This is a genomic window from Flavobacterium faecale (genome assembly GCF_003076455.1).
In the GTDB taxonomy this organism is placed as follows: Bacteria; Bacteroidota; Bacteroidia; order Flavobacteriales; family Flavobacteriaceae; genus Flavobacterium; species Flavobacterium faecale.
Genome location: NZ_CP020918.1, coordinates 3,942,320 through 3,967,847, shown reverse-complemented (window position 1 = coordinate 3,967,847; position 25,528 = coordinate 3,942,320). Strand labels below are relative to the sequence as shown.

Here is a 25,528-nt window from a genome sequence, read left to right as displayed (position 1 = left end):
TTATTTTTTTGAATTTTTCCAATACCATGCTACAACTTTTTCAAGTCCTTGCTCCATAGAAAACTTTGGTTTATACTTTAATAGTTCTTTTGCTTTATCAATACTAGCCAAAGAATGACGAATATCACCAGCTCTGTTAGGACCATGAATTATTTCAACTGTTGCTATTTTTGGATCATAAGTTGATAAGCAACTTTTGAGCATGATAATTAACTCATTTAGCGTGTTACATTCACCGTAAGCAGTATTATAGATTGTATTTATACTATTTGGATTATTTGTAAGCATTGCCAATTCATTCATTTGAATAACATTATCTATATATGTAAAATCTCTTGTGTTGTTGCCATCACCATTTATTATAAGACTTTGATAATTTATCAAGTTTTTAACAAATATTGGAATTACGGCAGCATAGGCTCCATTAGGATCTTGTCCTCTTCCAAAGACGTTAAAATAACGCAATCCTATCGTTTGTAGTCCATACGAGTTACTGAAAATTTCAGCATACATCTCATTGACGTACTTAGTTATAGCGTAAGGAGACTTGATTGAAGGTTTTAAACGGCTTCGCCGCTATGAGTCACATAATGTGTTCATAAAGTTTTTTTTGAAAAAGTTTTTTTTAATATTCTAAAGTCAATAAAAATCCTAGTTGCTCTAAAGCAACTCTCACGTATTTTTTATTAGCATTTATAATTATTCCTTCTTTCTCTTTAAATGGTCCAGATGGAATAACCAATCGTTATTCTTCACCTAATTTGTCAATGCTTACTGCTAAATAGGGCAGGGATAGCGATTCTTTTAATTCATAAATTTCTTTATCTGTTGCTATCGCTGGCTGATCTAACCAAAATAAGTACCGGACTACGCCAGGGATTTCGAAAACATTTGATCGTTCCTAACTATTTAGCCTTATAAATACATAAGACTTTAACAAGGGTACTTTAATTTTCTTTTTGCGATGTGACCACTGCCGCATTTCCTCTTTATAAGGGCAATAAAATTCTAATTCGATTTTTTGTAATCTTTCGGCAATCTTTAATTCTTGTTGTGGTTTTGTACATAATATGTACTATTTTTTATTGTTAATTTTCATTTAGTAAGGACTAGGCCAATTTTGTTTATTAGATTTTAGCATCAGCTACAAATTGCTATATTTAACATTTGTTAAGGTCTGTAGGTAATCTTGATCTGCTTTTGTATTCTCTGCTATTATATTTTTATTGAGAATTATTCGCTGGAGTAGCACAATCATTTCATTTCTAAGCCTCGCATAAATTGGGTTTTTTTCCCTACCTGAATAGGTGGTTAATTCATTCTCACATATTAAAAGTAATTTGTAATCTGAAACTACTTGTTGATGTGCGGCGAAGTGGTCTTTCGATAATAGGTTCACATCATTCATTTCTATCACTTTTTTGTTAGGGAACTTGAGTGTGCAAAAGTGAGTAATGTTTGGAGTGTAATAAGACGAAATGTAGTAAGTGGATGGAAAATTGTAATAGGTGTAAATGTGATAGCGTACAAGTATTTTAAGGGATAAAAATTTATGATTTTATGGAATAAACTTTAAGAGATAAAATTTATTTTTTGAAGAGTCTTCAAAAAATGTTAGTAGTATCACTATTGCATGTAAGTTGTTCATGATGTATTAATGGCGTTGTTTTTCTAATGTTCGTTTTTTGGAATAAAAGAATAAAAAAGTATAAAGTAAATACCTGCTCTTATATTATGTAGTTTTTTTAGCTAAAAGAGACTATCTAACATCAAATTCTCCTTTTAGTTTTTTATATTTTCTCTGATAAAAGATTTTAAAATGAAGAATTCAATTTTGACAGTATAGATAGTCAAATCATTTGAAGCAGATAAGATTTTTTTCTTTGTTAATCGAATATGTAATTAATTAATTAATTGAGAATACTTTAAATTATTACTCAGTTATTTTAACTTATAAGTACTAAAAGATCACTTAACGTTTTTTAAAAATAGATTTGCTGCAGGATAAAAAATTATAGAAAGATTTTTTTTATTACAAGTTTCCGAAATACTTAGAAAAACACATATTACATATTCTTTGCACTTGTTCGTTTTTACTGAAGATGTATTCTGAAAATAAAAGCTTTTAAGAATTTGAGATAATCAAACACTAAAATTATGATAAACCTGCTTTATTTTAGAATCGGACCACATCTTAGGGAGCAAATAGAAAATTTTGCAGTAAGTTCTTCTAGTGAAAAAATAAATTTTCAGACAACAGATGACGTTGATGAATTTAAGACTTTGTATGAGAAGAACTTTTTTGATATTATTATTATCGATCCGAGTCAGAATAAGGATGAAATTATTGAGTTGTTAAAAAAAACAGCGTTAACAAATTCTAAGTTAATTATTTTTTCATCTACTAAAATTGATGCTTTTGAATTCATCAACTTTAATGTTTTTGGCTTTTTACCATATCCTCTTGACGCGGTGCTAGTACTAACAATTATAAATAGATGCATAAACAAGATTGCGGGAGAGAATGAGGTTCATCAAGTACAACTGGCTGAAAAGAAATTTCAAAAATTTGTTTCAATAAATTCGGTACAAAAAATAGAATTAATCAAAATAGATGACATTAGTCATTTTGAAGCAGATGGCAGATATACTATTGTATATCTAAACAATGGTATGAGTAAAATGGCTAGTAAAAATCTTGGTGAGTTTCAAAAATTATTAAATCCGGATGTTTTTTGCCGAATCCATCACAAATTTATTATTAATATGAATAACCTCCTTACTATTTTGAAATCGGATGGATATTATTGTGAAATGACGAACAACAAAAATATTCCAGTTTCGAAAAGAAAACTTGAAAATTTGAACTCTATTTTGAACTTAGGAAAAACCCTTAGTTAAAGATAGATTGATTTTATGATTCTCTTATTTATTAGAATATATTAATATGAAATCAACAATTCCATAGCATTTATGTAATTACAGGTAGTGTAAATTATTATTAAATGGTTATCAGGACCACTTATTAATAATTAAAGTTCACTTATTACTAATCAAAATCAAACATTGTTGTAGGAGAGTACTTTTACAACTTAAATTAAACTAAAGTGGAAGATACGATACCAAAATTTTTTATAACCTCATTTTTTTCATCAGATAACATGTACTTGTTTTTTTTTATTATTGCTTGGGCAATTAGTTATGTTAGTTTTCCGGTAATTATCAATATTTCTAAAGTAAAGGGGCTAACTGCAATACCATCAGACAGAAGTTCACATACTGTACAAACACCTAATCTTGGAGGAGTAGGTATTTTTATAGGATTTATATTAGCTTTTACATGTTTTGGTTCCATATTTGATATTGGTTCCAATTATAATTTGATAGGTTCTCTTGTTGTTCTATTTTTCTTGGGGTTAAAAGATGATATATTAGTTTTATCAGCAAAAACAAAATTTATAGTTCAGTTTGGCATAGGCTTATTAATTACTTTGAACTCTAGTATTTCAATTAATAGCCTTTTTGGCCTTTTTGGCATCTACAAAATAGGAATTATTCCTGCTATTGCGCTAACAACATTTGTATATGTACTCATTATTAATTCATATAATCTTATTGATGGAATTGATGGGTTGGCAGGAACAATTGCTATTTGTTTTCTAAGTGTTAGCAGCATTTTATTTTATAATTCCCATTCAATCACACTGCTCATCATTTCTATAACTTTAATGGGGTCGATATTAGCTTTTTTGCAATACAATTTTTCTAGGAGAAAGAAAATTTTTATGGGCGATACTGGTTCTATGATTGTTGGTTTTTTAATATCTTTTTTGGTAATTAATATTCTTAATTTAAAGGAAATAAATTTCGGACTTTTTTCATATACGACCAGTCCAACTTTATTAATAGCTTTATTATTCTATCCACTGGTAGATACGGCTAGGATATTTTTTGTCAGGCTTGTAATTTTGAAGAAAAGTCCATTTAATGCTGATAAAAATCATATTCATCATAGGCTATTAGCTTTGGGGTTTAACCATTGTCAAATATCTATTTTTGTAGGGCTATTTACTTTTGTATTGGCTTTTATCAGTTTACTAATGATAAATGAAACTATCTATTTTCAATTGTTTAGTATCATACTTATAGGCATGTTGCTCTTTTCTTTACCTCTTATTCTTGAAAAAATGAGATCGATGACTTTTAATTTTTTAGGGGATGCTATTTTACCATTTGTAATAGTATTGTCTATTGGTCTAATGCAGTCTTGTGCTACAAAAAAAGATATTCTATATTTAAATGACAATAATAGTAATGCTATTAGTGACATTAAACTAAATAATCAAAAAATTGAATCTAATGATATTTTATCAATTAAAATTTATTCATTAGACCCGGAGTCTTCCAAAATATATAATATTGATTTACTTGAAAGTAGTACAAGTGCAAATAGTATTGAGATCATCAAACTTAAAAGTTATTTGGTATCGGATCAAGGAGATATCACAATGCCAGTGTTAGGGACTTTAATGGTAAACAATAAAAGTACTTTAGAGTTAGAAGCATATCTAAAAAATAAATTGATAGGCGAAGGGCATTTAAAAGAACCTATTGTTAAGGTTCGAATTTTAAACTCAAAAATTACAATTTTAGGAGAAGTTAGATCACCAGGAATGTATACTTTTTATGAAAAGAATTTGACCATCTTTCAAGCGCTTGGTTTGGCTGGAGATCTGACAATTAATGGCAAAAGAAAAGATGTTTTGTTAATACGAAATGAAAATGACACTAAAACCATTTACCATATAGATTTAACTTCTAAAAATTGGATGGATACTCAATTATATTACATAAAAAAAAACGATGTAATAATAGTAAACCCGAATGAGTCCAAAATAAAATCCTCAGGTATAATCGGAAATACTGGAACCTTTGTCTCTGTTATATCCTTTCTACTCACTGCATTGTTACTAATAAAAAAATAATACCATTGGATAATACATTTGAAGAACAATTCGACCTTAAGAAGGAAATATTTAGCTATTTATCCTACTGGAAATATTTTTTACTCAGTGCAATATTTACGCTATTTGTAGCCTATTTTTATCTACATTATACAAGCCCTGTGTACGCTATTGAATCCAAAATCAAGATTCTTGAAGAAAGTAACAAAGGATTGAAACTACCCTCAGAGCTTTTGGGGATGATGGCGAGTAGGAGTGGGATTAACCTCGATAATGAAATTGAAACGATGAAATCGAGACGGTTATTTGCACCTGTTGTGTCGCAGCTAAACCTTATGACTTCCTATTCTACTACTGGTCGATTTAGAGATACTCAACTTTGGAATTCACCGATAAGTGTAGTTGCACTAGTGGCAGATGATGTCTTATTTAGTTCAATCAATTTATCTATTACATTAAAAAAAGACGGTTATTCAATAAAGCAGGAAAATAAGAGAGATTTTTACGTAAAGGGTACCCACGTTAAAACTAAAATTAATAATGTTGAAATTAGTATCGAACCAAATTTAAATTCCAAGGCGACATTAGATAGCAGAGAGATAAAGGTAAAAATAGTTACATTTAGATCGGCTTTAGAATCATTAATTGGAAAGATTGCCATTGGTAACGTAGGGAAAGATAGCGATATACTCTCTATAAAAGTACAGGATGTCAATACAGATCGAGGTATAGCTATAATAGATAAAATAGTAGAGGTATTTAATCAAGATGGAATAAATGACCGCAGATTAGTAAATAAAAAAACTGTAGAATTTATCGATGATCGTTTTAAAAATTTAAAATTTGAACTGGATAGTATAGAAAGTCATAAAAGAGATTTTAAAAAAGCTAACGATATCAGTTATATTGAGGCTGATGCAGCAATTGATATTTCTAGAAAGTCAAAGTCTGACGAGAATTTATTTAGAATAGAAACGCAGATACAGCTATCTAAAATATTAAAAGATGCGCTAAATAGTGCAAAATATTCTGTTTTACCAGCAAATATAGGTCTTGATAATGAAATAATTAATAGCATAGTAAATGAATATAACACATTAGTTATACAAAGAGAAAGATTGATAAAAACTGCTGGTAATGATAATCCAGTTTTGAATGGATTGGATGCACAAATTATTGTGTTAAAAAATAGTATAAATGAATCTGTGGTTACCTACAACAAACAACTAAAAGTTAGTTTATCACAACAGCAATTTGATTTTTCAAAATCTTCGGAGATAGTTTTTCAAATTCCATCGAATGAGAAAACACTTAGGAGTATTGATAGACAACAACAAATCAAAGAAAATTTATATTTGTTATTACTTCAGAAAAGAGAAGAATCTGCAATAGCTTATGCTGTAACAGCTCCTTCGATTAAAATTATTGAATATGCTAATGCAAGTCTAGGACCTATTGCACCTAAAAGAAATATAACGCTATTGGTGGCATTATTTCTAGGTTTAGGCCTCCCATTTGGTATTATTTTTATTTATAATTTACTAGATACTAAAGTTAAGGATGCCAAAGATTTGTTTTTTAGAAAATCTCAGATTCCAGTTGTTGCAGAGATTCCATTTTTTAAAGATTTTAAATTATTTAAAGATAAAAATGACCGTTCTGTTCACGCCGAAAGTTTTAGAATTTTATCTTCTAATGTTAATTTTTCACTACCGTCAAAAGATAATAATGTGGGGCAAGTGATTTTGGTAACTTCTTCTATCATGAGCGAAGGCAAAACATTTATCGCAACAAATTTAAGTCTTGCTTTTGCGAGTTATAATAAAAAAGTATTACTTGTAGGAGCAGATCTGCGTAAACCTAAGCTCCATATTTCTTTGGATATGGCTAATGTAGATAAAGGTTTGTCGACTTACTTGCATAATAAAAATGTGTCATGGAAAGAGGTGGTAGTAGATAGAAACCCTTATAATGAAAACTTGGATGTCATTTTTTCAGGAAGTATTCCACCAAATCCTTCGAATATTATTTCAAATGGTAGGTTTGAAGAATTTATAAATGAGGCCAAAAAAGAGTACGATTATATTATAGTAGATACTGCTCCAACCATATATGTAAATGATACTTTTTTGATTACAGGTAGTGCAGACTTAACTTTGTATGTAACTATGCAAAACTATACAGAAAAACAGTTAATTGCCTATGCAGCTACTTTAAGTGAGAGTGCTAAAATTAAAAATATGGTTTTTATACTCAATGGAATTCAAGAAAAAGGCGGGTACAGCTATAATTATGGATATGGATATGGTTATAATAATGAAATCGAGAGTAGTAGAAATTTCTTCAAAAATCCATTTTTATTTATTAAATCCTATTTACATAATAATAGATCTTAATAAAAGGCTGCAGAGCACTATATATTTCTCTTATAGTATATTAAGTAGTTATTTATCGAAAATAATGTAGCGAAAATAATTATAAATTCACTTATTACTCCAGTGCAACACTTATTACAAGGGTCAAAATTGAACATCCTATTATCGTAATTTTACTAGAGCTTGCTTGGTTATTGAAGTATTTTAAATGTTCTTATAACTATTATAATATAAATAAAATACCGTAAAAAAGTTTTTTTAGTAATTATATTAATTACCATATTTTATAAATTGTCAATTTTTTTAAATTTTAAATGGAATGAAAATACTTTACACTTTACTTTTTACTTTATTGCTGTGTAGTTCAAACATCATGTTAGCAGCTACTTATACAAGTTCTGCTTCTGGAAATTGGAATAGTTCTTCCACTTGGTCGCCAAGTGGTGTGCCAACCACGGGGGACATTGTTAATATTGGTAATCACACCGTTACCGTCACAGCTAATGCTGCTTGTTCCTCTATTAATTCATTGTCTGGTACTGCACTAGCTCAATTAGTTATAAATAAAGGTTTCTCATTAATAGTAAGTGGTAATTTTTCAGTTAGGCCTAGTAATATAGTTAACAATAATACTTATATCTCTGGAGGAGGTAGTCTTCAAGTTTTAAATGTTATAATAGGACTTGATGAGATGGATAATTCTTACCCTACTAGCACCAAGTTAACTACGCTATATGTGGATAATGTTACCTTATTTAAAATTACAGGAAATATTGTTTCTACGACTCCTGTAAAGGGAAGTTTATATAACGAGTCAAGACTTAGACATCGTTCTGGAGTGATCGATCTTGATGGTATTTTATCCATACCAGCCGTTGGTTCAGGACCGACTGCCTTAGGATATAGAACAGATAATGATAATCAAGGTTCACCATTTATAATATTCAGGAATACCAATCCAACAATTCCTACAGATGTTCAGAAGGGGCCTAATTTTACTGGGGGTAGTGTAGAATTTAGATCTACCGCAACTACTAATTATACACTTCCGAGTTTAGCTTACAAAGATTTAATTCTAAATTCAAACAGAACTTTTATATCTGGGGGGTCAAGTACTTCAATTGTAAGCGGAGGAAGTATGAATTTGAAATTAGGAGTCTTTTCTTCGTCAGCAGCAAATCAGATGAGACTGAACGATGGTGCTACTATTTATAGGTCAGTTGGTACTTTTGCATCTGGTACTAATTCCCGATTAAGATTGGCTACAAAATCAGCTCAATACAACGTTGTTTACGAACAGAATTCTATTCCGACAGTTATAAATGATTTACCTGCATATTATCCAGGAAGTACTTTATTAAATTCTATAAAAACAGTTCAGGTTAATTCAACTAATGGAGTAGTTTTAAATACAAACACTATTGTTGTAGAAAATTTAATTATTAATGTTAATTGTACGATAAGTGGAACAGGAAGAGTCAGTGTAACAGATGTTCTAGATATTCCAAATGGTTCAACTGTAAATATAGCAGATAATTTTATCTATTTAACATCAAATGAACTCAAAACTGCACGGGTAGCAACGTTATTAAATGGTACAGTATTAAAGGGAAAGGTTATGGTCGAACGATATCTACCAAATAATCAAAGAAGTTGGAGGCTTTTGACTGCACCAGTTAAAGGTAGTACAGGGAATTCAGTTTGGGAAAATTGGCAAAATAATGGAACGTATACAGGATTAGATCACGGTGTAGATCTTTGGGGGCCTGACGGTACGTTAACTGCGGAAGATACTGGATCTTCCTTACAAGTAAGTTCTGTTGGAAATGGTTTAACTTATATTAATAATTCAAGTTACAATTTACGAAAATTTGATAATACTCTAGGTACTTGGTCTTATGTAACAAATACTTTGTCCCAACCTTTATTTACAGCTTCTATAAACCAAGGGTTTTTATTATTTGCTTCAAATTCCTTTTTATTATCAAGTAATTTAGAAGGTGTTGCAAATACTGGAAGCACACAAGCTTTACTTAGTGCTTCTGGTACACTCAATATTGGTGATGTATCTTATAATAATATTGGTTCCAACAAATTTTATTTAATAGGTAATCCTTACGCTAGTCCGATTGATTTTAAATCCGTTTTAGATGAACCTGAAAATAATGGTGTTAATAAGATTTGGGTAATCGATCCAACAATTGGATTAGGAAGCTATGTTGCGTGGGATCCTATCGTAGGTTATAGTAACGCGGGTACGGTGTTTAATGGAAGCACAATTTTACAATCAGGACAAGCTTTTTTTGTTAGGGCATCTTCTACAACAACCTCATTAACAATTAAAGAATCACATAAAAGTAGTGCCGTAGCTAATACGACCTTAAATAAGTTTAGTTCGACTAAAATTAATGCATCACCAGCTTTATTTAGAGTAATTTTAGAAAAACAAGTTGATGATATTTATTCCAATAGGGATGGTTGTGTAGCTGCTTTTTATGATGGTGGTAATAATGGTTTAGATATTAATGATGGTAGAAAAATTAGTAATATAGGTGAAAACTTAGCCTTATTTACAAATAATTTTTCATTGTCAATTGAACACAGAGCTTCAATAGTAGATAATGATTTTTTAACAGTCCGTATAACAGATGCTCTAGTAGGAATTAATTACAAGTTGAAGTTATATGGTACTAATTTCACTTACTCTGGGAAGGCCTATTTGAAAGATTTATTTAACGGTTCAAAAACTGAATTACCCTTAGATGGATCAATTTTTGAATATATTTTTCAAGTTACTACTGATGCGAAAAGTGTTGGAAATCGTTTTGAAGTTGTATTTCAGCAGGAGTCATCTTTAAAAACTGCAGACGTAGTTACTACAAATTTCAGTGTATATCCAAATCCTGCCAATAGTCAGGATGCTATTATGGTAAATCTTGAAGAAGGAAAATCATCAGATAGTTATTTATATAAGATATATAATACTGTAGGACAGTTAGTTTGTAACGGTGATTTTTTAATAGATAATGGTGTTGGATCAATAAAACTTGATGGTAAATTAGGTGCTGGACTATATTTTATTGAAATATACAATTTAAAAAATAGTGATCGATCTACTACAAAAATAATTATTAAATAAATATTTAGTTATGAATTTAAAAAAACTCATTTTAATGTATTCTATTTTGTTTTCTACTCTATGTTTTTCTCAAGGTTGGGATCCAGGTCCTGACCCAGGATTTGGTGGTGGATCTGGAGACCCGGCAGAGGATCCGGTACCTTTACCCATTGATGGTATAGAATTTCCTTTATTGATTACAGGTATAATTATAGCGATTGTATTGATTAGAAAAAACCGAGAAGTAGAAATATATTAATAAATGTTCTTGTATTTTTTAGTACAAGAAGACACTACCAGAGAGTATTGCTTTCTATTTTAAAAAAATAATTCAAGCTAAGAATTTTAACTTATAGTTGAAGAACATGAAAAATATTATTACCCTTTTTCTAATAACAATGACCATTATAAACGGATTTTCTCAAGAAGAATTTTCTAAGGATATTATTTTACATAAGGATAGGAAATTTAATGAGAAATCAATAAATTCAGATTTAAATAGCAAAAGTTTCAATACATGGTCATTAAGTGCAAATAGTGGTTATAATATGCCTGCTGGTCCTTTTACAGTAGGATACTATTCTGCTAAATCAAATTATATTACTAGTCCAATGGTCAATCATTTTGATATCAACTTGCGAAAGATGTTTAATACAAAATTTGGCTTAATGTTAGGACTAGGTTATGACCATATTTCTAATACTGGTAAAAGTATGCCATTCAGTAACAATTTGTATAGTTCAAATTTGCAAGCGGTTATAAATGTACATCAAGTGCTAAACTGGGAAGAATTTACACATACTTTTGGATTACAATTACATTTTGGCCCTGGACTGTCTTTTTTGCAAAGTCAAGTAGTTCAGTCTTCAAGTAGTTTTTATAAAGCAAAGGATTTTTCGGTAGATAATATGTATAGTATAGTTACTGGAGCTACGATTTTAGTAAAAGTTTCCGATCATTTAGCTCTTAATATAGATTATACTATTAATAAGAATTTTTCACAGCAGCTAAACTTTGACGGGAAAACTAATGCAGATCTTAGTAATAATGCAACTGGTATAATTTATTCTGCAGGAGCTGGCATAACCTTCTACTTGGGTAAAAAAGACATTCATGCTGATTGGTTTAATGAGAGTAAAAGTGAAAAAACGGACGATTTGTTGGCAAGATTAGACATTCTGGAATCAAAACTTAGGGATGTAAGTAAAAATGTAACTGCTGCTAAATTAGAGCAGTCAAAAGATGTTAAAGTAGATAATTCAAAGATTATTAATAATGCAGTTTCTGGGAATGAAAATGTTACCAATGTACAAGCACGTAATATGATAAATTCGCAATATGTAAATGTATTCTTTGACTTTGACAAAAGTACAGTATCTACAGGTTCAATATCTGTTATTAACTTTTTACTCAAATACCTTAAGGAAAATCCTGAATCAAAATTAGATGTAATTGGATATGCTGATGAATTGGGAGACACTAGTTATAACAAAAAATTATCACAAATTAGAGCTAACAATGTAGCTGACATTATTATAAAATCAGGTATTGATGCTAGTAGGTTAACTATTATTGCAAAGGGAGAAGATGATTCAGTGCCTAAAGAGTCAGAAGTTGCCAGACAATTAGTTAGAAGGGTTATTTTTAAAATTAATTAAGTATGTTTCAAAATTCAACTTGTTATCACTGATTAATTAAATATATAAACTAAATAGTAATCTTAGTGCTATAATAATATCTTATTGTAGATAATTGGTGACATATATAATTGTCACTTAAACACTTGCAAAAATATTTTTGTAAGTGTTTTTTATTTTATAAGTTATTATTTGGCCTGTGCTCACTGTATAAGTAATGGTTAAAATTTAATGTCGTATTTTGTTCCAAAATTAGTAAGGACAAAATTTAATTTTTCTTTGAGGTTTTCGAATGATTTATAAGCATCAAAATCTAACCATTGATATTTTATTCTCCGCCATAGAATTTCAATCAGGTTTAACTCTGGAGAATAAGGTGGCAAAAAGTAAATTAAAACATCTTTTTCTTTCCATTTTTCTATTTTAGCCATAAACTTCTTTGATTTGTGTATGGGAGAATTGTCAAGAATTACAATGGTTTTTTTAATGGTTTGCTCCACAAATCGATTCATAAAACTGATGATTCTATCTGAATTAAAGGTTGTTTCAAGTGTTTCGAAATAGAGTTTATTTTTACGGGTCATTAATCCAACTACATTCTGATATTTACCTTTAGCAGCGGGTAACAAAATTGGATTATCCTTTGTTTGCCAAGCATAAGGCACATTAGGAGAGAGTCCAAAATGACTTTGGTCTCCAAAATATAAATCAATATAACCGCTATCTTCCAAACTCTTTAATGTTTCTATCTGCTCTTGTTTAAATCTAAATTGTTCTTCGTTGCGTTTGCCTTTCAAAGAGAGCCTAGCTCTTTTCCACTTATAGCCCAGTAACTTTTAAAAAATTCTGCAAAGTCTTTTTGCAGATGACAATATTGTGTTGCTCCTCAAAGTAAATTAATACATTTTTTAAATTTCTATTGTGAAGTTCTAATTGCTTGGAAACTTCTTCCGTATAGTCTTTTAAAAGAGTTTTTGCTCCTCTTCCTTCTAATATAGCAAGAGAATCAACCCCAATACTAGCCCAACTATCAAACCAACGTTCAATCGTTCTGCGACTGACTTTAAAAATAGAAGCCAAGTCATTAATCTTGTGTCTTTGATGTGATAAAACAAGGCATTGACTACGTTTTCTAACGGTATTATTAGGGCTATTTTGGTAAAGGTGCTCTAGTACCAAAACCTCTTCTTCTTTTAGTGTTACATATCTCATAATGAGATAAATATAGTAATTTTTTTATGTATTAACAATAAAATACGACATTATTTTATTCTTATTACTTAGTTAGAATAATGTTGTAAAATTTAATTAAAAGATAAATTATCAATAATGTCCTATACGTTTAAAAACTTACTACAAAAAAGAGTTTTGAATTTTTTATCTTTAAATCATTTTTGAGCTAGACTACAAAAAAATGCTCTGTTAAGCTAGATATATCATAATTTATCGAAAAATATCAAAGTTAGACCGATCGAAAATTTAACAAAAGAGTTTCCCAAAAAGAATCATATAAATATAATATAGGAATCAATAGCTGTAATTACTTAGTTAACATGCTTTTTGTCAATTCACCAAGAGTAGTCTGTTCGATAAATTTGCAATGTGCTTCGCTTGGTAACAGGAAACCTAATTCTTTTTGGAATAAATAAAGCAATCTCAAAGTATTCAATTAGTCTGTCTAGTTCTGAAAAAAAAGATATAGTGTTGGACTCACATAATTAATTAATTAAATCTTGCAGGAACATTTTTGCAAGTTTTTTTGTTTTATGTAATATAATTTTAATTCTGTAAGCGCATTTGATCTGAGCATATAATTAGAATAATTGGTCATAATTCATTATTTATACTAATCAACGGTTGAGAAAATTAAATTAAAAAAAATATCTTTTAGATTATTATGTTAAAAAATTAAAATTCAATATAATTAAAATATGTTTGATATGCATTTTAACATATTATTATTATTATGTCTAAAGTGTTAAAATTAGTAGATATCTATTTAACGATTTGTGAAAAATTTAGTAACTAGACATTACAAGATCTAAAGCACCAAAATATTATGACCATATTTTTATTTTTCATTGAAGAAGGACATCAATTCACGATAAAGAAAACATATGGATTTGCATCGTATTATTTGCATTCTTAGTTTCCAATTTAGATTCTTATTCAAGTTCATCAAATAAACTAAATCAATTATTTGAAGTATTTAGAAATATTTCGAGTTCACTTTTTGAAGATTTTATGCCTCAAGTTCGTCACGTAGACCAGAGTTTACTCGATAGTATGCAGATAATTACTTTTTTTCAAAAACGATTAGCTAAAATAGTTAAGGGCCTTACAAATAAAGGAAATTGTTCTAATAAATGATTGTCTTATTTTGGATAAAAGCTACACGAAATGGCCTTTTGGATTGATAAAATGATTTATGTTGCAGAAGAAATTTAAATAATATCAGTTTCGGTAAATAACTTAACACTATTTAAAGAGGTTTGGTCTAATAAAACAAATATTTTTTTTTTGAAGACAAAATTTACATCAATCAAGACTTTTTTTTTGGATATGGAAGCAATAGTGTCCTAAAAGTTAAAAAAATAAGCGCAAAAAAGAGGGTTGAATTTTGTATCTCAAATTATCTTTAAGTTGCATAACAAAAATCCGCCCTCTTATGGCGAATATAACGCTGTTTTCTCAAATAATCTCAAAGTTAGACCGTTCGAAATTCAATAAAATAGTTTCCAAGATAGAAACAGACAAGCATATTAAAGGATTCAACAGCTGGAATCACTTAGTTTCAATGCTTTTTTGTCAATTTGCAAAGAGTCAGTCTGTTCGATATATTAACAATGGACTTCGATCTGCAACAGGGAAACTAAATCATCTTGGAATAAATAAAGCTCCATCAAAGTCTTCGATAAGTTATCAAAACAAAAATCGCTCTCATGAACTTTTAGAGATTATTATTTTGAACTGATGCAAAGTTTAGGACAGCATCCTAGATTTAAGCAAGTTAAATTTACAATTAAGTCAAAGATTTTTTTACTACATTCAACTACAATAAGTTTGTTTGATTGGGCAAAATATAAGAGAGCCAAAGGAGCTATAAAAATGCACACATTATTCGATTTTGAGGGTAATCTCCTAGCTTATATTAACATTACTAATGGCAAAACGGCAGATAACAAAGGGGATTACGAGATTCCTCTACTAAAGGGCAGAGTTATTGTTGCTAATAGATTTTATAATGATTTCTCACTATTAAATATTTGGGACAGTAATGAGGTATTTTTAGTAATTAGACATAAGGAAAATTTGCAATTCACAACAGTCAAAGAAAATGAGGTACCCGAATATCGTCATCACCATATTATCAAAGATGAAATTATCGAATCTTAGATTCAATTAACATAGGCCCCTTCAAAATTAAAATACTCTAATAATTTAAGAAGAGTATCTGCATGGAATGATGAAAATGGACAAGTAATCGAGCTGATTACTAATTAATTTCGTTGGTCCCCCAATACTGTCAGTGAATTATACAAGAGTAGATGGCAAGTGGAAATTTTTTTTAGAGACATCAAACTGTTACTGCATATCAAATCATTTATATGAACATCTGAAAATGCAGTTATGATTCAAATATGGACAGCCTTGATTACCATTTTAATTCTAAAAGCGTTAAAAGCACAATCAAAATTTGATTGGTACTTGTCCAATCTAGTAGTTTTCATCAGATTGAATCTTTTTGTTAAAATTGACTTGCAAAAATGGTTAGATAGACCATTTCAATATCATATAGAACCTCCTCCTGGTTACATACAAGGGGATCTGTTTTAAAAAATTAGTATTTTATTACTTAAACTAAATGAAATGAAATGGTCGGCTTTAGTATGCTCCAATTTTATTTAGGACAGGATTGATAAGGAAAATAAAAAAAACTCAATAATGATGACTCCATTAAAAGGATTTAAATATGAATTTCAAAAAAATAGGGACAAAGCAGCTGATGATTTGCTTTCAGTAGTAGTAAGAAGGATTCGACAACCTATAGAACCGCCATTTATTGGTTAATTAAAAATAATGATATTTAAATAGAAAGTTAAGTATGGTGAAGCGAGGGATTATTAATCTTTATTTTTGGAAAAACAGCTTCCGAGTTTAATAAATTTAATTTTTTAAACCTTGACCGCATTGTTAACTAAATATTAAATAATCGAAAAGATTTATTATCCGTTGTATTATTTTTCTCTTTATTTCTTAATTTAGATTAGTAAGATTACTCGGTACAATTAATTTTTTCTTAGTGGATATAATTTTTTTAAAAATTAGGCTATGAAAAACTCATTAAATTATTTACTAGATGATATTAAGAAAGTTGAGTCAGTTTTTGTTGAAGGTGACTGTTGCTTGATAGATGAATCGTATAAATTAACAACCTACTTACGTAAAGTTTTAGAAGATACAAAAGACAAAATATTTGAAGAAGGATTTGAAGATGAGTCCGAAGAAATTAATTTCTTTAAAAATATAAAGCCTCAAATATTAGGGAAGTTAATTTTTTACAACAAAGTATTTAGGATTGAAACATCCTGTCCTGTATATAATGGAAAAATGTATGAGGCCTATTTCATCAATGAATTAGAAGAACTTAAGCAAGATTTCAATGAGCATATTCGTAATTCGGATTTTTATAGATACTACCGGTCGGGTAGGAATGATAAAGATAATGAGTACTATACATTAGGGAAGATCAATTATCACAACGGACTTAGTAGTATAGTATTCGAAATAGATTCTAGCTTTTCAACTTATTACGATTATAAAGTGGCTAAAATAATAGCTAATGAATTACTCTATCATTACTTATTATCGAAAACAGATACTGACCATACGATTAATCAAACACTTCAAAATTCAGAATCGGTCAAAGATTTGTTTTGGACTGATTCAAAAAATTCACTTATAGAATTGATTTATGCGCTCCATGCTAGCGGAGCTATCTCTCATGGGAAAGTAAGTATTCGGAAAATCAATTTAGCTTTTTTCGTTTTATTTAAAATTCATTTGGGTGATATTCACCATGCATTTCACCGGATGAAAGAAAGAACAGGTTCGAGAACAGCTTTCATAGACCAGCTAAAATTATCACTTGAAGATTATATGAATAAGAATTTATGACTCATGCAATTCTTCAAAAAAACAGCGTGTCTCTACGCTGTTTTTTTTACCCATAAACGCCAATTGCTCTGTAGGCAAGTCAGTATCTATTTCCATTAGATACTGACTTGCTAATAGGACTTAAATCTAGAACAAATAAACGTTTTTACTATTATTAATCCATAAAAAGTTTTTTTTCAATTGGTTGTCATTGGCGGAATAACTATAAAATCATATTCAAATTTGTACCAGACCAGTAAGTTGTTGTACTAATCTTAAAATTAAGCTCATATGAATATAGATAGAATTGAATTTATAGCCTGGATGGAGCGTATCATGGATCGTTTTGATATTTTAAATGAACAAGTTAATAATGTTCAAAAGAATCGAAATAATATTGACGGAGAAGAACTGCTAGATAATCAAGACCTACTTCAGATGTTAAAAATTAGTAATCGTTCACTTCAACGTTACAGATCTTCAGGTAAATTACCTTATTACACAATTAGTGGAAAAATCTATTATAAATTATCAGATGTTCATCAATTTATTCGAGATAGTTTTAACGCTCCTTGCCATTACATAAGAGTCAATTAAAGACAAATTGTTCCACTAAAAGTCAGTTTTCAAATAGTACTTATTCATCTATTTATTTTCGAATAATCAAATTGAAAAATAGGATGGAGCCGAGCGAAAAATATATTGATAATGTACCAGTAGAAGGACAGTTTTCAGATGTTTCATTGCTAATAGATAAAAACAAAAAGAAAATTGAGACTTCAAAGGAAAATGGTAAAAATAAAGATTTGCAAACCTTAATTTCTAATAAAAAAAATGAAAATCAATTCATGCGTGTTGACAAACAAGGCGATTTGTTTTCTAATTTTTTTTCCAATTTTTATTCACAGCTTAAAGATCCAATACATTTTCATTTTTTTAAAGGAATGATTGAAACAGTAAAAACTATAACAGATTATAAACAAGAAAACAATACGATTATGGAAACAAAACAGTCAACCCCAGAAACTAGCGACTATCGCTATAAAGTAGAGCAAATAGATTGGAAAGCAATGACTAATCTGGGATTAAGCAAAGAGCGTCTCGAAAAAATGAACTTATTAGACCCGCTGTTAAAAGGATTTAAGACCAATGAATTGGTTCCCGTAAGTCTTGATTTGGGAACATCAGTTACACGAATGGATGCAAGACTTTCTCTCCAAGCTAAAGAGGATGGACAAGTTGTTCTAGCCATTCACGGAATTCGAAAAGAACCCCAATTACAATTTAAGTTCTTTGGTCATGAATTTACAAAAGAAGACAAAGATAATTTGTTGAAAAATGGAAATATGGGGAGAATAGTTGATTTAACAAATCCTAAGACAGGTGAAAAAATTCCGTCGATTATTAGTATAGATAAACTGACTAACGAACTTATCGCACTTCGAACAACATTAATCAAGATACCCAATGAAATCAAGGGTGTTAAACTTGATGATCAACAAAAAAATATATTATCGGAAGGAAAACCTTTGTATTTGGAAGGTATGATTTCTAAAACAGGAGAGCCTTTTAACGCTTCAGTACAGTTTAACGCAGACAAACGATATGTTGAGTTTCTATTCGACAGAGGAAGCATCAACAAGCAAACTGAAAATCAAAATATTGAAGCTCCTAAAAACTTTCGTGGGAAAGAACTAGATGCTGCACAATTTGAAAAATTCAAAGAAGGACAAACAGTTTATGTAAGTGGTTTGCTTGATAAAAAAGGAAAAGAATATCAAGGCTATATCACATTCGATAAAGACAGTGGTAAAACAGGTTTCTCATTTGATAATCCGAATAAAGTAAAGGAAAAAGCGCAAACTAAAGAAGAAAGTAAAACACAGGTTGCTGTAAACTCTGAAGGTAAAACCAACGAGGCTACTAAAAACAGCAAAGAGCCCTTGAAAAGCAAACAGACTAATCCTGATAGCTCAAAGCAGCAAGAGGAACAGGAGAAGCCAAAAGCAGCTGCTAAATCGAAAGGTCGAAAAATGTAATTACTATTAAGACAAGTCCAAATGAAAGTTGTAATTGCAGAAAAACCAAGTGTTGCTCGAGAGATTGCTCTCTTGTTAGGAGCTAAAGAAAAGAAGGAAGGTTACCTGATGGGAAATGGATATCAGGTAACCTGGGCGTTTGGACATTTAGTGTCTTTGGCCATGCCAGATGATTATGGCATTAATGGTTTTCAAAGGGAGACTTTGCCTATATTACCTAAACCATTTTTATTGACAGTACGTAAGGTCAAAAAAGACAAAAGTTATGTCCGTGACCTAGGTGCTTTGAAGCAGCTAAACATTATTGATCAACTATTTAAAAACTGCGAAAGTATTATTGTAGCCACAGATGCAGGACGTGAGGGGGAGCTTATTTTTCGTTACATATACGAGTATTTGAACTGCACTAAGCCTTTTGAACGTTTATGGATCAGCTCATTAACTGAAAAGGCAATTCTTAGAGGACTTGATAATTTGAAATCAGGAAGCAATTTTGACAGTCTATATCATGCAGGATTAGGCAGAAGTCGTGCCGATTGGTTAGTAGGAATTAATGCTTCGCAAGCACTAACGGTTACCAGTAGAGGAGGTGTTTATTCGTTAGGTAGGGTTCAGACGCCAACGCTTGCATTAATTTGTAAACGCTTTTTGGAAAATAAGGCGTTTGCCATTGAGCAATATTGGCAAATAGAACTGGAACATAACAAAGAATACCTTGATTTTAAAAGTCTTTCGACCATGAAATGGGATGAAGCTAAAAAAGCAGATTATGTATTGAAAACAATTCATAAATACGGTTTGGCTTCAGTAACTGCTGTAGAAACTAAAGTTATAAATGAACAACCACCATTATTATTTGATTTGACAGCATTGCAGAAAGAGGCTAATATAAAGCTAAATCTAACAGCTGAAGAAACGCTTACAATTGCTCAAAGTCTCTATGAGAAGAAGTTCATTAGTTACCCACGTACTGTCAGTAAATATATTCCTGAAGACATGTGGGAAGAAATTTCGAAGTTAATAAGGATAACAGAAGAGATGGACAAATTTAAAGCTGCAGTGGCTAAAATGAAAATAGGTCGCTTGAATAAGCGAATCGTCAATGATTTAAAAGTCACCGATCACCATGGTATCTTGATTACCGATAAGATTCCATCTGCATTATCAGCCAAAGAGAATGCAATTTACGAAATGATAGTTTATCGGTTATTAGAATCTGTTTCTCCTATCTGTACTAAAGAAATAACAAACGTTGTGGTACAAGTTTCTCACTACGATTTTACCTTAAAAGGAGTTAAAATTCTGGATGCAGGTTGGAGGATTGTCAAAGGTAATTTTAGTGATGAAGATAAAGATCCTATTCAGGAATTACCAACTCTAAAAATTGGTGATGAACTTAAAATTAAAGCAGCAAAAGTAGTAGCAAAGAAAACCAAAGCTCCAATTATTTATACAGAAGCAAGTTTGCTTTCTGCAATGGAAAATGCAGGGAGTCAGATTGAAAATGAGCAGGAGCGTAAAGCAATTCAAAATGTAGGGATTGGAACACCAGCAACAAGAGCAGCTATTATTGAAACCCTTTTTAAGAGAGAATACGTCAAACGTGATAAGAAACTATTACTACCTACAGAAAAAGGATTAAAGGTTTATGAATTGGTAAAAGACAAAAATATTGCCAATGTGATATTAACCTCCAAGTGGGAACTAGCGTTACAAAAAATAGAGAATAGTGAGTCAGATTTAGTCACCTTCGAGAAGGAAATTGAGGATTTTACAGTCAGTTTAACACAGGAGATTCTAGATCTAGCTATAGAAGTAGAGCGAGTACCTAATCTGATTTGTCCAAAATGTAAGGTCGAAAAAGTATTTATTCGGGACAAGCTAGTGAAATGCAAGGATGAAAAATGCAATTGGACCCAGTTCCGAAATATCTGTGGGTTGCAACTCAGTCTAGTAGATTTGGAAGCACTGATTACAAATGGAAAGACAAGTCTTCTTAAAGGATTATTTAGTAAATCAGGTAAAAAATTTGACGCTTTTATTGTAATGAATGTAAGTGGAGAAACATCATTCGTATTTCCGGATAACAAGAAAAAGAGATAGAGTCATTGAATTAGTTCTCTTTGTTTTTAGCAAAATGTAACTGTGAATGAAAGCTGTACTTCACGTAAAACAATAAGAGGCAAATTATTTGAGTATCAACTCATATTGTAAAAAGGAAGGCTATCAATTGGATAGGGCTGGAATGCAGTGGAGCGTAGGAACGGAGCATAACGAAATGAAGCTTTATCCAGTTGATTTAGCCTGACCGAATATAAGGAATGAACGTGTGCAGCTGAGGAACGGAACAGCGTAAAAAGACAGCTTCTTATTTTTAAGAGGCTGTTTTTTTATTGGCTGTGAAGTGCCTGCGTAGGGTAGGTATGCCGAAAAACAAATTTCGTTTACACCTTACTATTGAAAGCATACCGACTGAAGCAGCCGAACGGAGCAAAGAGAATGACTGGAGTGAGACGGATTATTTAAACTATCTCTAATAAATAAAAGCGTTTTCCATCAATTCTAACTCGCTTCTAGCAATTCCTATTTCTGCAGCAATCGTTCTCCAGTTACTTGTAATTTGTGTAACTTCTTGAATAATATCATCCATTTGCAAAGTGTTCAATCTAAAATACGCACCGACACTTCTAGCTAATTCAAAATCTAGTGCATTATTATCCATATCTATATTTAGTGCCAAACCATCTTTGTCAATGGAGGGGTTAAGATCGTAAGCAGGGGAGAGGATCCAACCTTCTTTGGTCAATATAAATCCATGGTTACGTAAATGGTCATCGGTGTTAGAAATAGCAATATTAAAGATTATTCTACGCCATAGTTGGTGTAGATTTTCTTCTATCTTTGCGCCATAATTGCTAATGAATTCGGCAATATCTAAATAACTTGCGGGATTGTCTCTTATAGTATCTTCATTGTTAGCTGTCATAGTCATAGCCGATGCAAAATGAATTCTTTCACCGTTCTTTCTATCAAAGCGCTTGGTAAAGAAAGTATTGTGTTTTCCCATTATTTTCTCGATTCGACAGGGAGCCATGTTGATTCTGGCGCTGATAGCTAATTTATAGGCAAGAAACTCCCACGCTGCTTTATCAATAGTATCTGTTTTAGATGGGAATTTGGCAATCCAAAGACTTTTGTCACTGTCTAAAATATTCGCCTTTGGTCTTGCACCACCTAATGAAGATCCAGGTGCCATAAGTACTGATAACCATTTGTTCACTTCTCCATTGTTGTTGTCATTTTCGAAATTTGCTGCAGCGTTTTGCAGTTCTCGAATAGAAGACCAGGGTGGGGTAGAAGCGGTTTTATTGTTATCTACGAAATCTCCATTTGGATCGGTTTTAAATCGTAATGCTCCCATTCGACTTTCGTCATATACTCCAAGCAGAAAATCTATATCATAGAGAGTTTTTGGTTTTTCATTATGTTCTCTAGCTTGTTGGGCTTCTCGACGTTTCATTAAGGTACGTCCCCAAGTATCAGGCATGCTGTCTAAAAAAATACCGAAGTTTTCTTTTTGGTTTGGGTATTGTGGACCACCGTATAATTGGATGTCCGGATCCAAAAGAAATTTTTGTTCTGTTTTAAGCCAATTTTTATCGTATTCAAAACTGAAAGCTTTTTTCCCTTTGGCTTGTTGTGCAGATAAGACACCTATCAATTTAGGTTCCTTCATTTCCTGCCAATGGGCATAAACGTAAATATCGGTTTTAGATGGTGACATATTGCATGTTTTGATTATTTTAAGAGGTCAAGGTCTTGGAGTTTTCTTCCTAGTTCGTCATCGGCTGCTAGTTTTAGAAAGTCATCTTGTAAGCCTAATACCCTAAGGACATTGAAATAAGCACCTATTGCCACACTTGAATTTCCTTTTTCTATTTGGTATAAAGTGGTTCTAGCAATATCGGCTCTTTCAGCAACTTGTATGGCGGTTAGTTTTCTTCTTTTTCGAGCTAATTTAATATTCTCACCCATTTGCTCTAGAAGGAGCTGGTGTTTAGGGAAGACAATTTGTTTTTTTGCGCTCATTTTTATAAATGTTCATTAATATGAACAAAAATAACAAATATGTACATAATAACAAACATTACATAATGATTTATTTAACTACAGTTTTAATCTTTAACCTCCTGAACCAAATGCTGTAAGTCAGGATCATTTTTAATACGATCTAATTCACTTTCGATAATTAAAACAATATCGCGTTTTATCTGTTTGTAATTAGCTTCAATTTCGATCTTCATATTGTTTTGTCCGTTGTCGTCCGTGAATGATAAAATCTCGGGAATTTTTTTATAGGCCTTGGTTTCTGCAGATACTCTATCATTATCAACGACAATTTCCGAATGGAAAATTTTCTGTTCGATGCGTTCGTCAAAGTTATCCGAAACTGCTCCCACGAACATCCCTTGGGTAAGCGTGGAGATTTTAGAAGCGGGTATCAAACTGTCTAATTGAGTCGATATCGAAGTTGATTTGTCATTTCGATTGATCGTTAAACTCTGGCGTTTCTGTAGCACTTTTCCAAACCGTTCTGATAAGCTTTTGGCTGTTTCTCCCACAACCTGGCCACTAAATATATTACCTACTGTATTTTGGATAACCTTACTTTCTTTATCGCCATAATCACGAGTCAATTGCGAATAGTCTTGAAATCCCAAACAAACGGCTACTTTGTTACTTCTAGCGGTAGCTATTAGGTTATCCAATCCTCTGAAGTAGATGGTTGGCAACTCATCAATGATCACTGAGCTTTTTAATTTTCCTTTCTTATTGATTAGTTTTATAATTCTCGAATTGTACAAACCCACTGCCGCTGAATAAATATTTTGACGATCTGGATTATTACCAACGCATAGAATTTTAGGCTCTTTAGGATTGTTAATGTCCAACGAAAAATCATCTCCGGTCATAACCCAATAGAGTTGAGGCGAAATCATGCGTGACAGAGGGATTTTTGCGGAAGCGATTTGCCCTTGCAATTGATCTTGTGCACCACCTTGCCAAGCATCCATAAACGGCGAAAGATAGTTTTCGAGATCAGGGTAGGAAGTAAGGATGGTAAATACATCAACATATTTCTTGTTCAATAATTCAATGGCATGCGGAAAAGTACAGTACTTTCCATTATCATAAATTTTAAGAAACCAGATTATAGCGGCTAGTAATATAATTGGAGATTCAACAAAGAAATCCCCTTGTTTTTGGATCCAACTCCTATTAAGATTCAACATAATGGTATAGGCAGATTCATAAGCATCTGATATGTCAGTCATGAAATCTGGATTGATGGGATTACAACGGTGGCTTCTGCTAGGATCGTCAAAGTTGATAATATAGAACTTTGGTTTAACAATATACTTGTCGCTATGCTTTAATAAATGATTATATGCAATTGTAGAAAGATCATCGAATTTGAAATCGTAGATGTACATCGAGAATCCTTTTTCGATATGCTGTTTGATATAGTTGTTTATGATGGCGTAACTTTTTCCAGAACCAGGTGTTCCCAAAACAATCGAGGCTCGGAAAGGATTTACCACGTTTATCCATCCTTCATTCCATTTTCCTTTGAAATAAAATTTGGTTGGCAAGTTAACAGAATATTCATTTTGCATCAATGTAGTTTCTTGCATAAAGCTTTCATTCTCATTATTAAAAACATCATCCATGAGATTGGTACGAAGCAGACGGCTAATCCAAACACCGGCCATCATTAATGAAATATAGCCCGCTGAGGTAGTCAAGATGTACAAGGAGATAGCGTTTGCAACAGGCAACTTCAACAAAGGTGTATTGAGAAAGAAAAGTATAAATCCAATGATTAAGGCAATGTATATTTTTGTCCAACTAATTTTTTCGTTTTTAACTCCTTTTGTTCCCAAACAGCTTAAAGCTAACAATATCAAAGCAAAAATCTTGGTGTATAAGGTATGAGAGAACAGGCTTGCCGTACGCTGAAAATTACCTAGTATTCTATTTATGATTTCTAGCGTCCAACCTTTTTCTAAGAAAAAACTATAACAAAACCAGTAAAAGTGCATCAATAATAATAAGATACTTACCGCACGCATGAAAGCCATTATTTTGGCGAGTCCTCTTAAATCGTCTTCTCCTTGCATATTGAAAAGTTAAAAATGTAACGAGCGAAAATAGATCGAACGTTAAAGAATCTAAG

At 31.2% G+C, this 25,528-nt stretch carries 21 protein-coding genes and 2 pseudogenes; 15 read left to right on the top strand and 8 right to left on the bottom strand.

The features are described from left to right. From FFWV33_RS16640 to FFWV33_RS16630, 3 genes and pseudogenes are all read right to left on the bottom strand, one after another. Window positions 1–546 (bottom strand): annotated as a pseudogene (locus FFWV33_RS16640) (NAD-dependent epimerase/dehydratase family protein); the annotation flags it as partial. Window positions 547–901: 355 nt separating this feature from the next. Continuing rightward, window positions 902–1,018 carry a hypothetical protein gene (locus tag FFWV33_RS19800; protein ID WP_425433146.1) on the bottom strand — a complete coding sequence of 39 codons (117 nt, stop codon included), beginning with the start codon at window positions 1,016–1,018 and terminating at the stop codon, window positions 902–904. A gap of 126 nt (window positions 1,019–1,144) precedes the next feature. Beyond that, window positions 1,145–1,408: a hypothetical protein gene (locus tag FFWV33_RS16630; protein WP_108741938.1), complete on the bottom strand. Its 264-nt coding sequence runs from the start codon at window positions 1,406–1,408 to the stop codon at window positions 1,145–1,147. 749 nt (window positions 1,409–2,157) lie between these two features. Between FFWV33_RS16630 and FFWV33_RS16625 the strand changes: the two genes are divergently transcribed. The 6 genes from FFWV33_RS16625 to FFWV33_RS16600 all read left to right on the top strand — a co-directional run bounded on the left by FFWV33_RS16625 (window position 2,158) and on the right by FFWV33_RS16600 (window position 12,115). Continuing rightward, window positions 2,158–2,901: a LytR/AlgR family response regulator transcription factor gene (locus tag FFWV33_RS16625; protein ID WP_108741937.1), complete on the top strand. Its 744-nt coding sequence runs from the start codon at window positions 2,158–2,160 to the stop codon at window positions 2,899–2,901. Between the two features lie 206 nt (window positions 2,902–3,107). After that, window positions 3,108–4,985: a polysaccharide biosynthesis/export family protein gene (locus FFWV33_RS16620; protein WP_159086063.1), complete on the top strand. Its 1,878-nt coding sequence runs from the start codon at window positions 3,108–3,110 to the stop codon at window positions 4,983–4,985. Between the two features lie 5 nt (window positions 4,986–4,990). Then, window positions 4,991–7,360, top strand: coding sequence for a GumC family protein (locus tag FFWV33_RS16615; RefSeq protein ID WP_108741935.1), 2,370 nt, complete (start codon window positions 4,991–4,993; stop codon window positions 7,358–7,360). Between the two features lie 298 nt (window positions 7,361–7,658). Next, on the top strand, window positions 7,659–10,478 hold the full coding sequence (locus FFWV33_RS16610) for a T9SS type A sorting domain-containing protein (protein ID WP_159086062.1): 2,820 nt from the start codon (window positions 7,659–7,661) through the stop codon (window positions 10,476–10,478). Between the two features lie 10 nt (window positions 10,479–10,488). Beyond that, on the top strand, window positions 10,489–10,716 hold the full coding sequence (locus FFWV33_RS16605; protein WP_108741933.1) for a hypothetical protein: 228 nt from the start codon (window positions 10,489–10,491) through the stop codon (window positions 10,714–10,716). 106 nt (window positions 10,717–10,822) lie between these two features. Further along, window positions 10,823–12,115, top strand: a complete 1,293-nt coding sequence (locus tag FFWV33_RS16600; RefSeq protein ID WP_108741932.1) for an OmpA family protein — start codon at window positions 10,823–10,825, stop codon at window positions 12,113–12,115. 200 nt (window positions 12,116–12,315) lie between these two features. Here the strand turns inward: FFWV33_RS16600 and FFWV33_RS16595 are convergent, their stop codons facing one another. Continuing rightward, complete coding sequence (locus FFWV33_RS16595) at window positions 12,316–12,891, bottom strand: IS630 family transposase (protein WP_159086060.1); 576 nt, start codon at window positions 12,889–12,891, stop codon at window positions 12,316–12,318. A 22-nt stretch (window positions 12,892–12,913) separates the two neighbouring features. Next, window positions 12,914–13,306: a helix-turn-helix domain-containing protein gene (locus FFWV33_RS16590; protein WP_108741930.1), complete on the bottom strand. Its 393-nt coding sequence runs from the start codon at window positions 13,304–13,306 to the stop codon at window positions 12,914–12,916. A gap of 1,456 nt (window positions 13,307–14,762) precedes the next feature. On the opposite strand from FFWV33_RS16590, the gene FFWV33_RS19610 reads away from it, so the two are divergent. The 9 genes and pseudogenes from FFWV33_RS19610 to FFWV33_RS16565 all read left to right on the top strand — a co-directional run bounded on the left by FFWV33_RS19610 (window position 14,763) and on the right by FFWV33_RS16565 (window position 21,393). After that, window positions 14,763–15,068 (top strand): DUF4372 domain-containing protein, encoded by a 306-nt coding sequence (locus FFWV33_RS19610; RefSeq protein WP_245891556.1) that lies wholly within the window; start codon window positions 14,763–14,765, stop codon window positions 15,066–15,068. Further along, window positions 15,068–15,490, top strand: coding sequence for a transposase (locus FFWV33_RS19605; RefSeq protein ID WP_245891555.1), 423 nt, complete (start codon window positions 15,068–15,070; stop codon window positions 15,488–15,490). Before FFWV33_RS19610 ends, FFWV33_RS19605 begins: the two co-directional genes overlap by 1 nt. Before the next feature lie 156 nt (window positions 15,491–15,646). Next, window positions 15,647–15,706: pseudogene (locus FFWV33_RS19795) on the top strand (hypothetical protein); the annotation flags it as partial. An 18-nt stretch (window positions 15,707–15,724) separates the two neighbouring features. Then, complete coding sequence (locus FFWV33_RS19600) at window positions 15,725–15,931, top strand: hypothetical protein (RefSeq protein WP_245891553.1); 207 nt, start codon at window positions 15,725–15,727, stop codon at window positions 15,929–15,931. 108 nt (window positions 15,932–16,039) lie between these two features. Next, window positions 16,040–16,165 carry a hypothetical protein gene (locus FFWV33_RS19700; RefSeq protein ID WP_281261790.1) on the top strand — a complete coding sequence of 42 codons (126 nt, stop codon included), beginning with the start codon at window positions 16,040–16,042 and terminating at the stop codon, window positions 16,163–16,165. Between the two features lie 261 nt (window positions 16,166–16,426). After that, a complete protein-coding gene (locus FFWV33_RS16580) occupies window positions 16,427–17,272 on the top strand; it encodes an RteC domain-containing protein (protein WP_108741929.1) in 846 nt (281 codons plus the stop codon). A 270-nt stretch (window positions 17,273–17,542) separates the two neighbouring features. Then, window positions 17,543–17,848 carry a helix-turn-helix domain-containing protein gene (locus FFWV33_RS16575; RefSeq protein ID WP_108741928.1) on the top strand — a complete coding sequence of 102 codons (306 nt, stop codon included), beginning with the start codon at window positions 17,543–17,545 and terminating at the stop codon, window positions 17,846–17,848. A gap of 83 nt (window positions 17,849–17,931) precedes the next feature. Then, window positions 17,932–19,290 carry a DUF3945 domain-containing protein gene (locus tag FFWV33_RS16570; protein WP_108741927.1) on the top strand — a complete coding sequence of 453 codons (1,359 nt, stop codon included), beginning with the start codon at window positions 17,932–17,934 and terminating at the stop codon, window positions 19,288–19,290. 21 nt (window positions 19,291–19,311) lie between these two features. Next, window positions 19,312–21,393 carry a type IA DNA topoisomerase gene (locus tag FFWV33_RS16565; RefSeq protein WP_108741926.1) on the top strand — a complete coding sequence of 694 codons (2,082 nt, stop codon included), beginning with the start codon at window positions 19,312–19,314 and terminating at the stop codon, window positions 21,391–21,393. Window positions 21,394–21,823: 430 nt separating this feature from the next. On the opposite strand, the gene FFWV33_RS16560 is transcribed toward FFWV33_RS16565, so the two are convergent. The 3 genes from FFWV33_RS16560 to mobC form a co-directional block, all read right to left on the bottom strand. Continuing rightward, window positions 21,824–23,074 (bottom strand): type II toxin-antitoxin system HipA family toxin, encoded by a 1,251-nt coding sequence (locus FFWV33_RS16560; protein WP_108741925.1) that lies wholly within the window; start codon window positions 23,072–23,074, stop codon window positions 21,824–21,826. A 14-nt stretch (window positions 23,075–23,088) separates the two neighbouring features. Further along, window positions 23,089–23,379: a helix-turn-helix domain-containing protein gene (locus FFWV33_RS16555; protein ID WP_108741924.1), complete on the bottom strand. Its 291-nt coding sequence runs from the start codon at window positions 23,377–23,379 to the stop codon at window positions 23,089–23,091. Window positions 23,380–23,465: 86 nt separating this feature from the next. Next, window positions 23,466–25,472 (bottom strand): conjugal transfer protein MobC, encoded by a 2,007-nt coding sequence (mobC, locus tag FFWV33_RS16550; protein WP_108741923.1) that lies wholly within the window; start codon window positions 25,470–25,472, stop codon window positions 23,466–23,468. Between the last annotated feature and the right edge of the window lie 56 nt (window positions 25,473–25,528).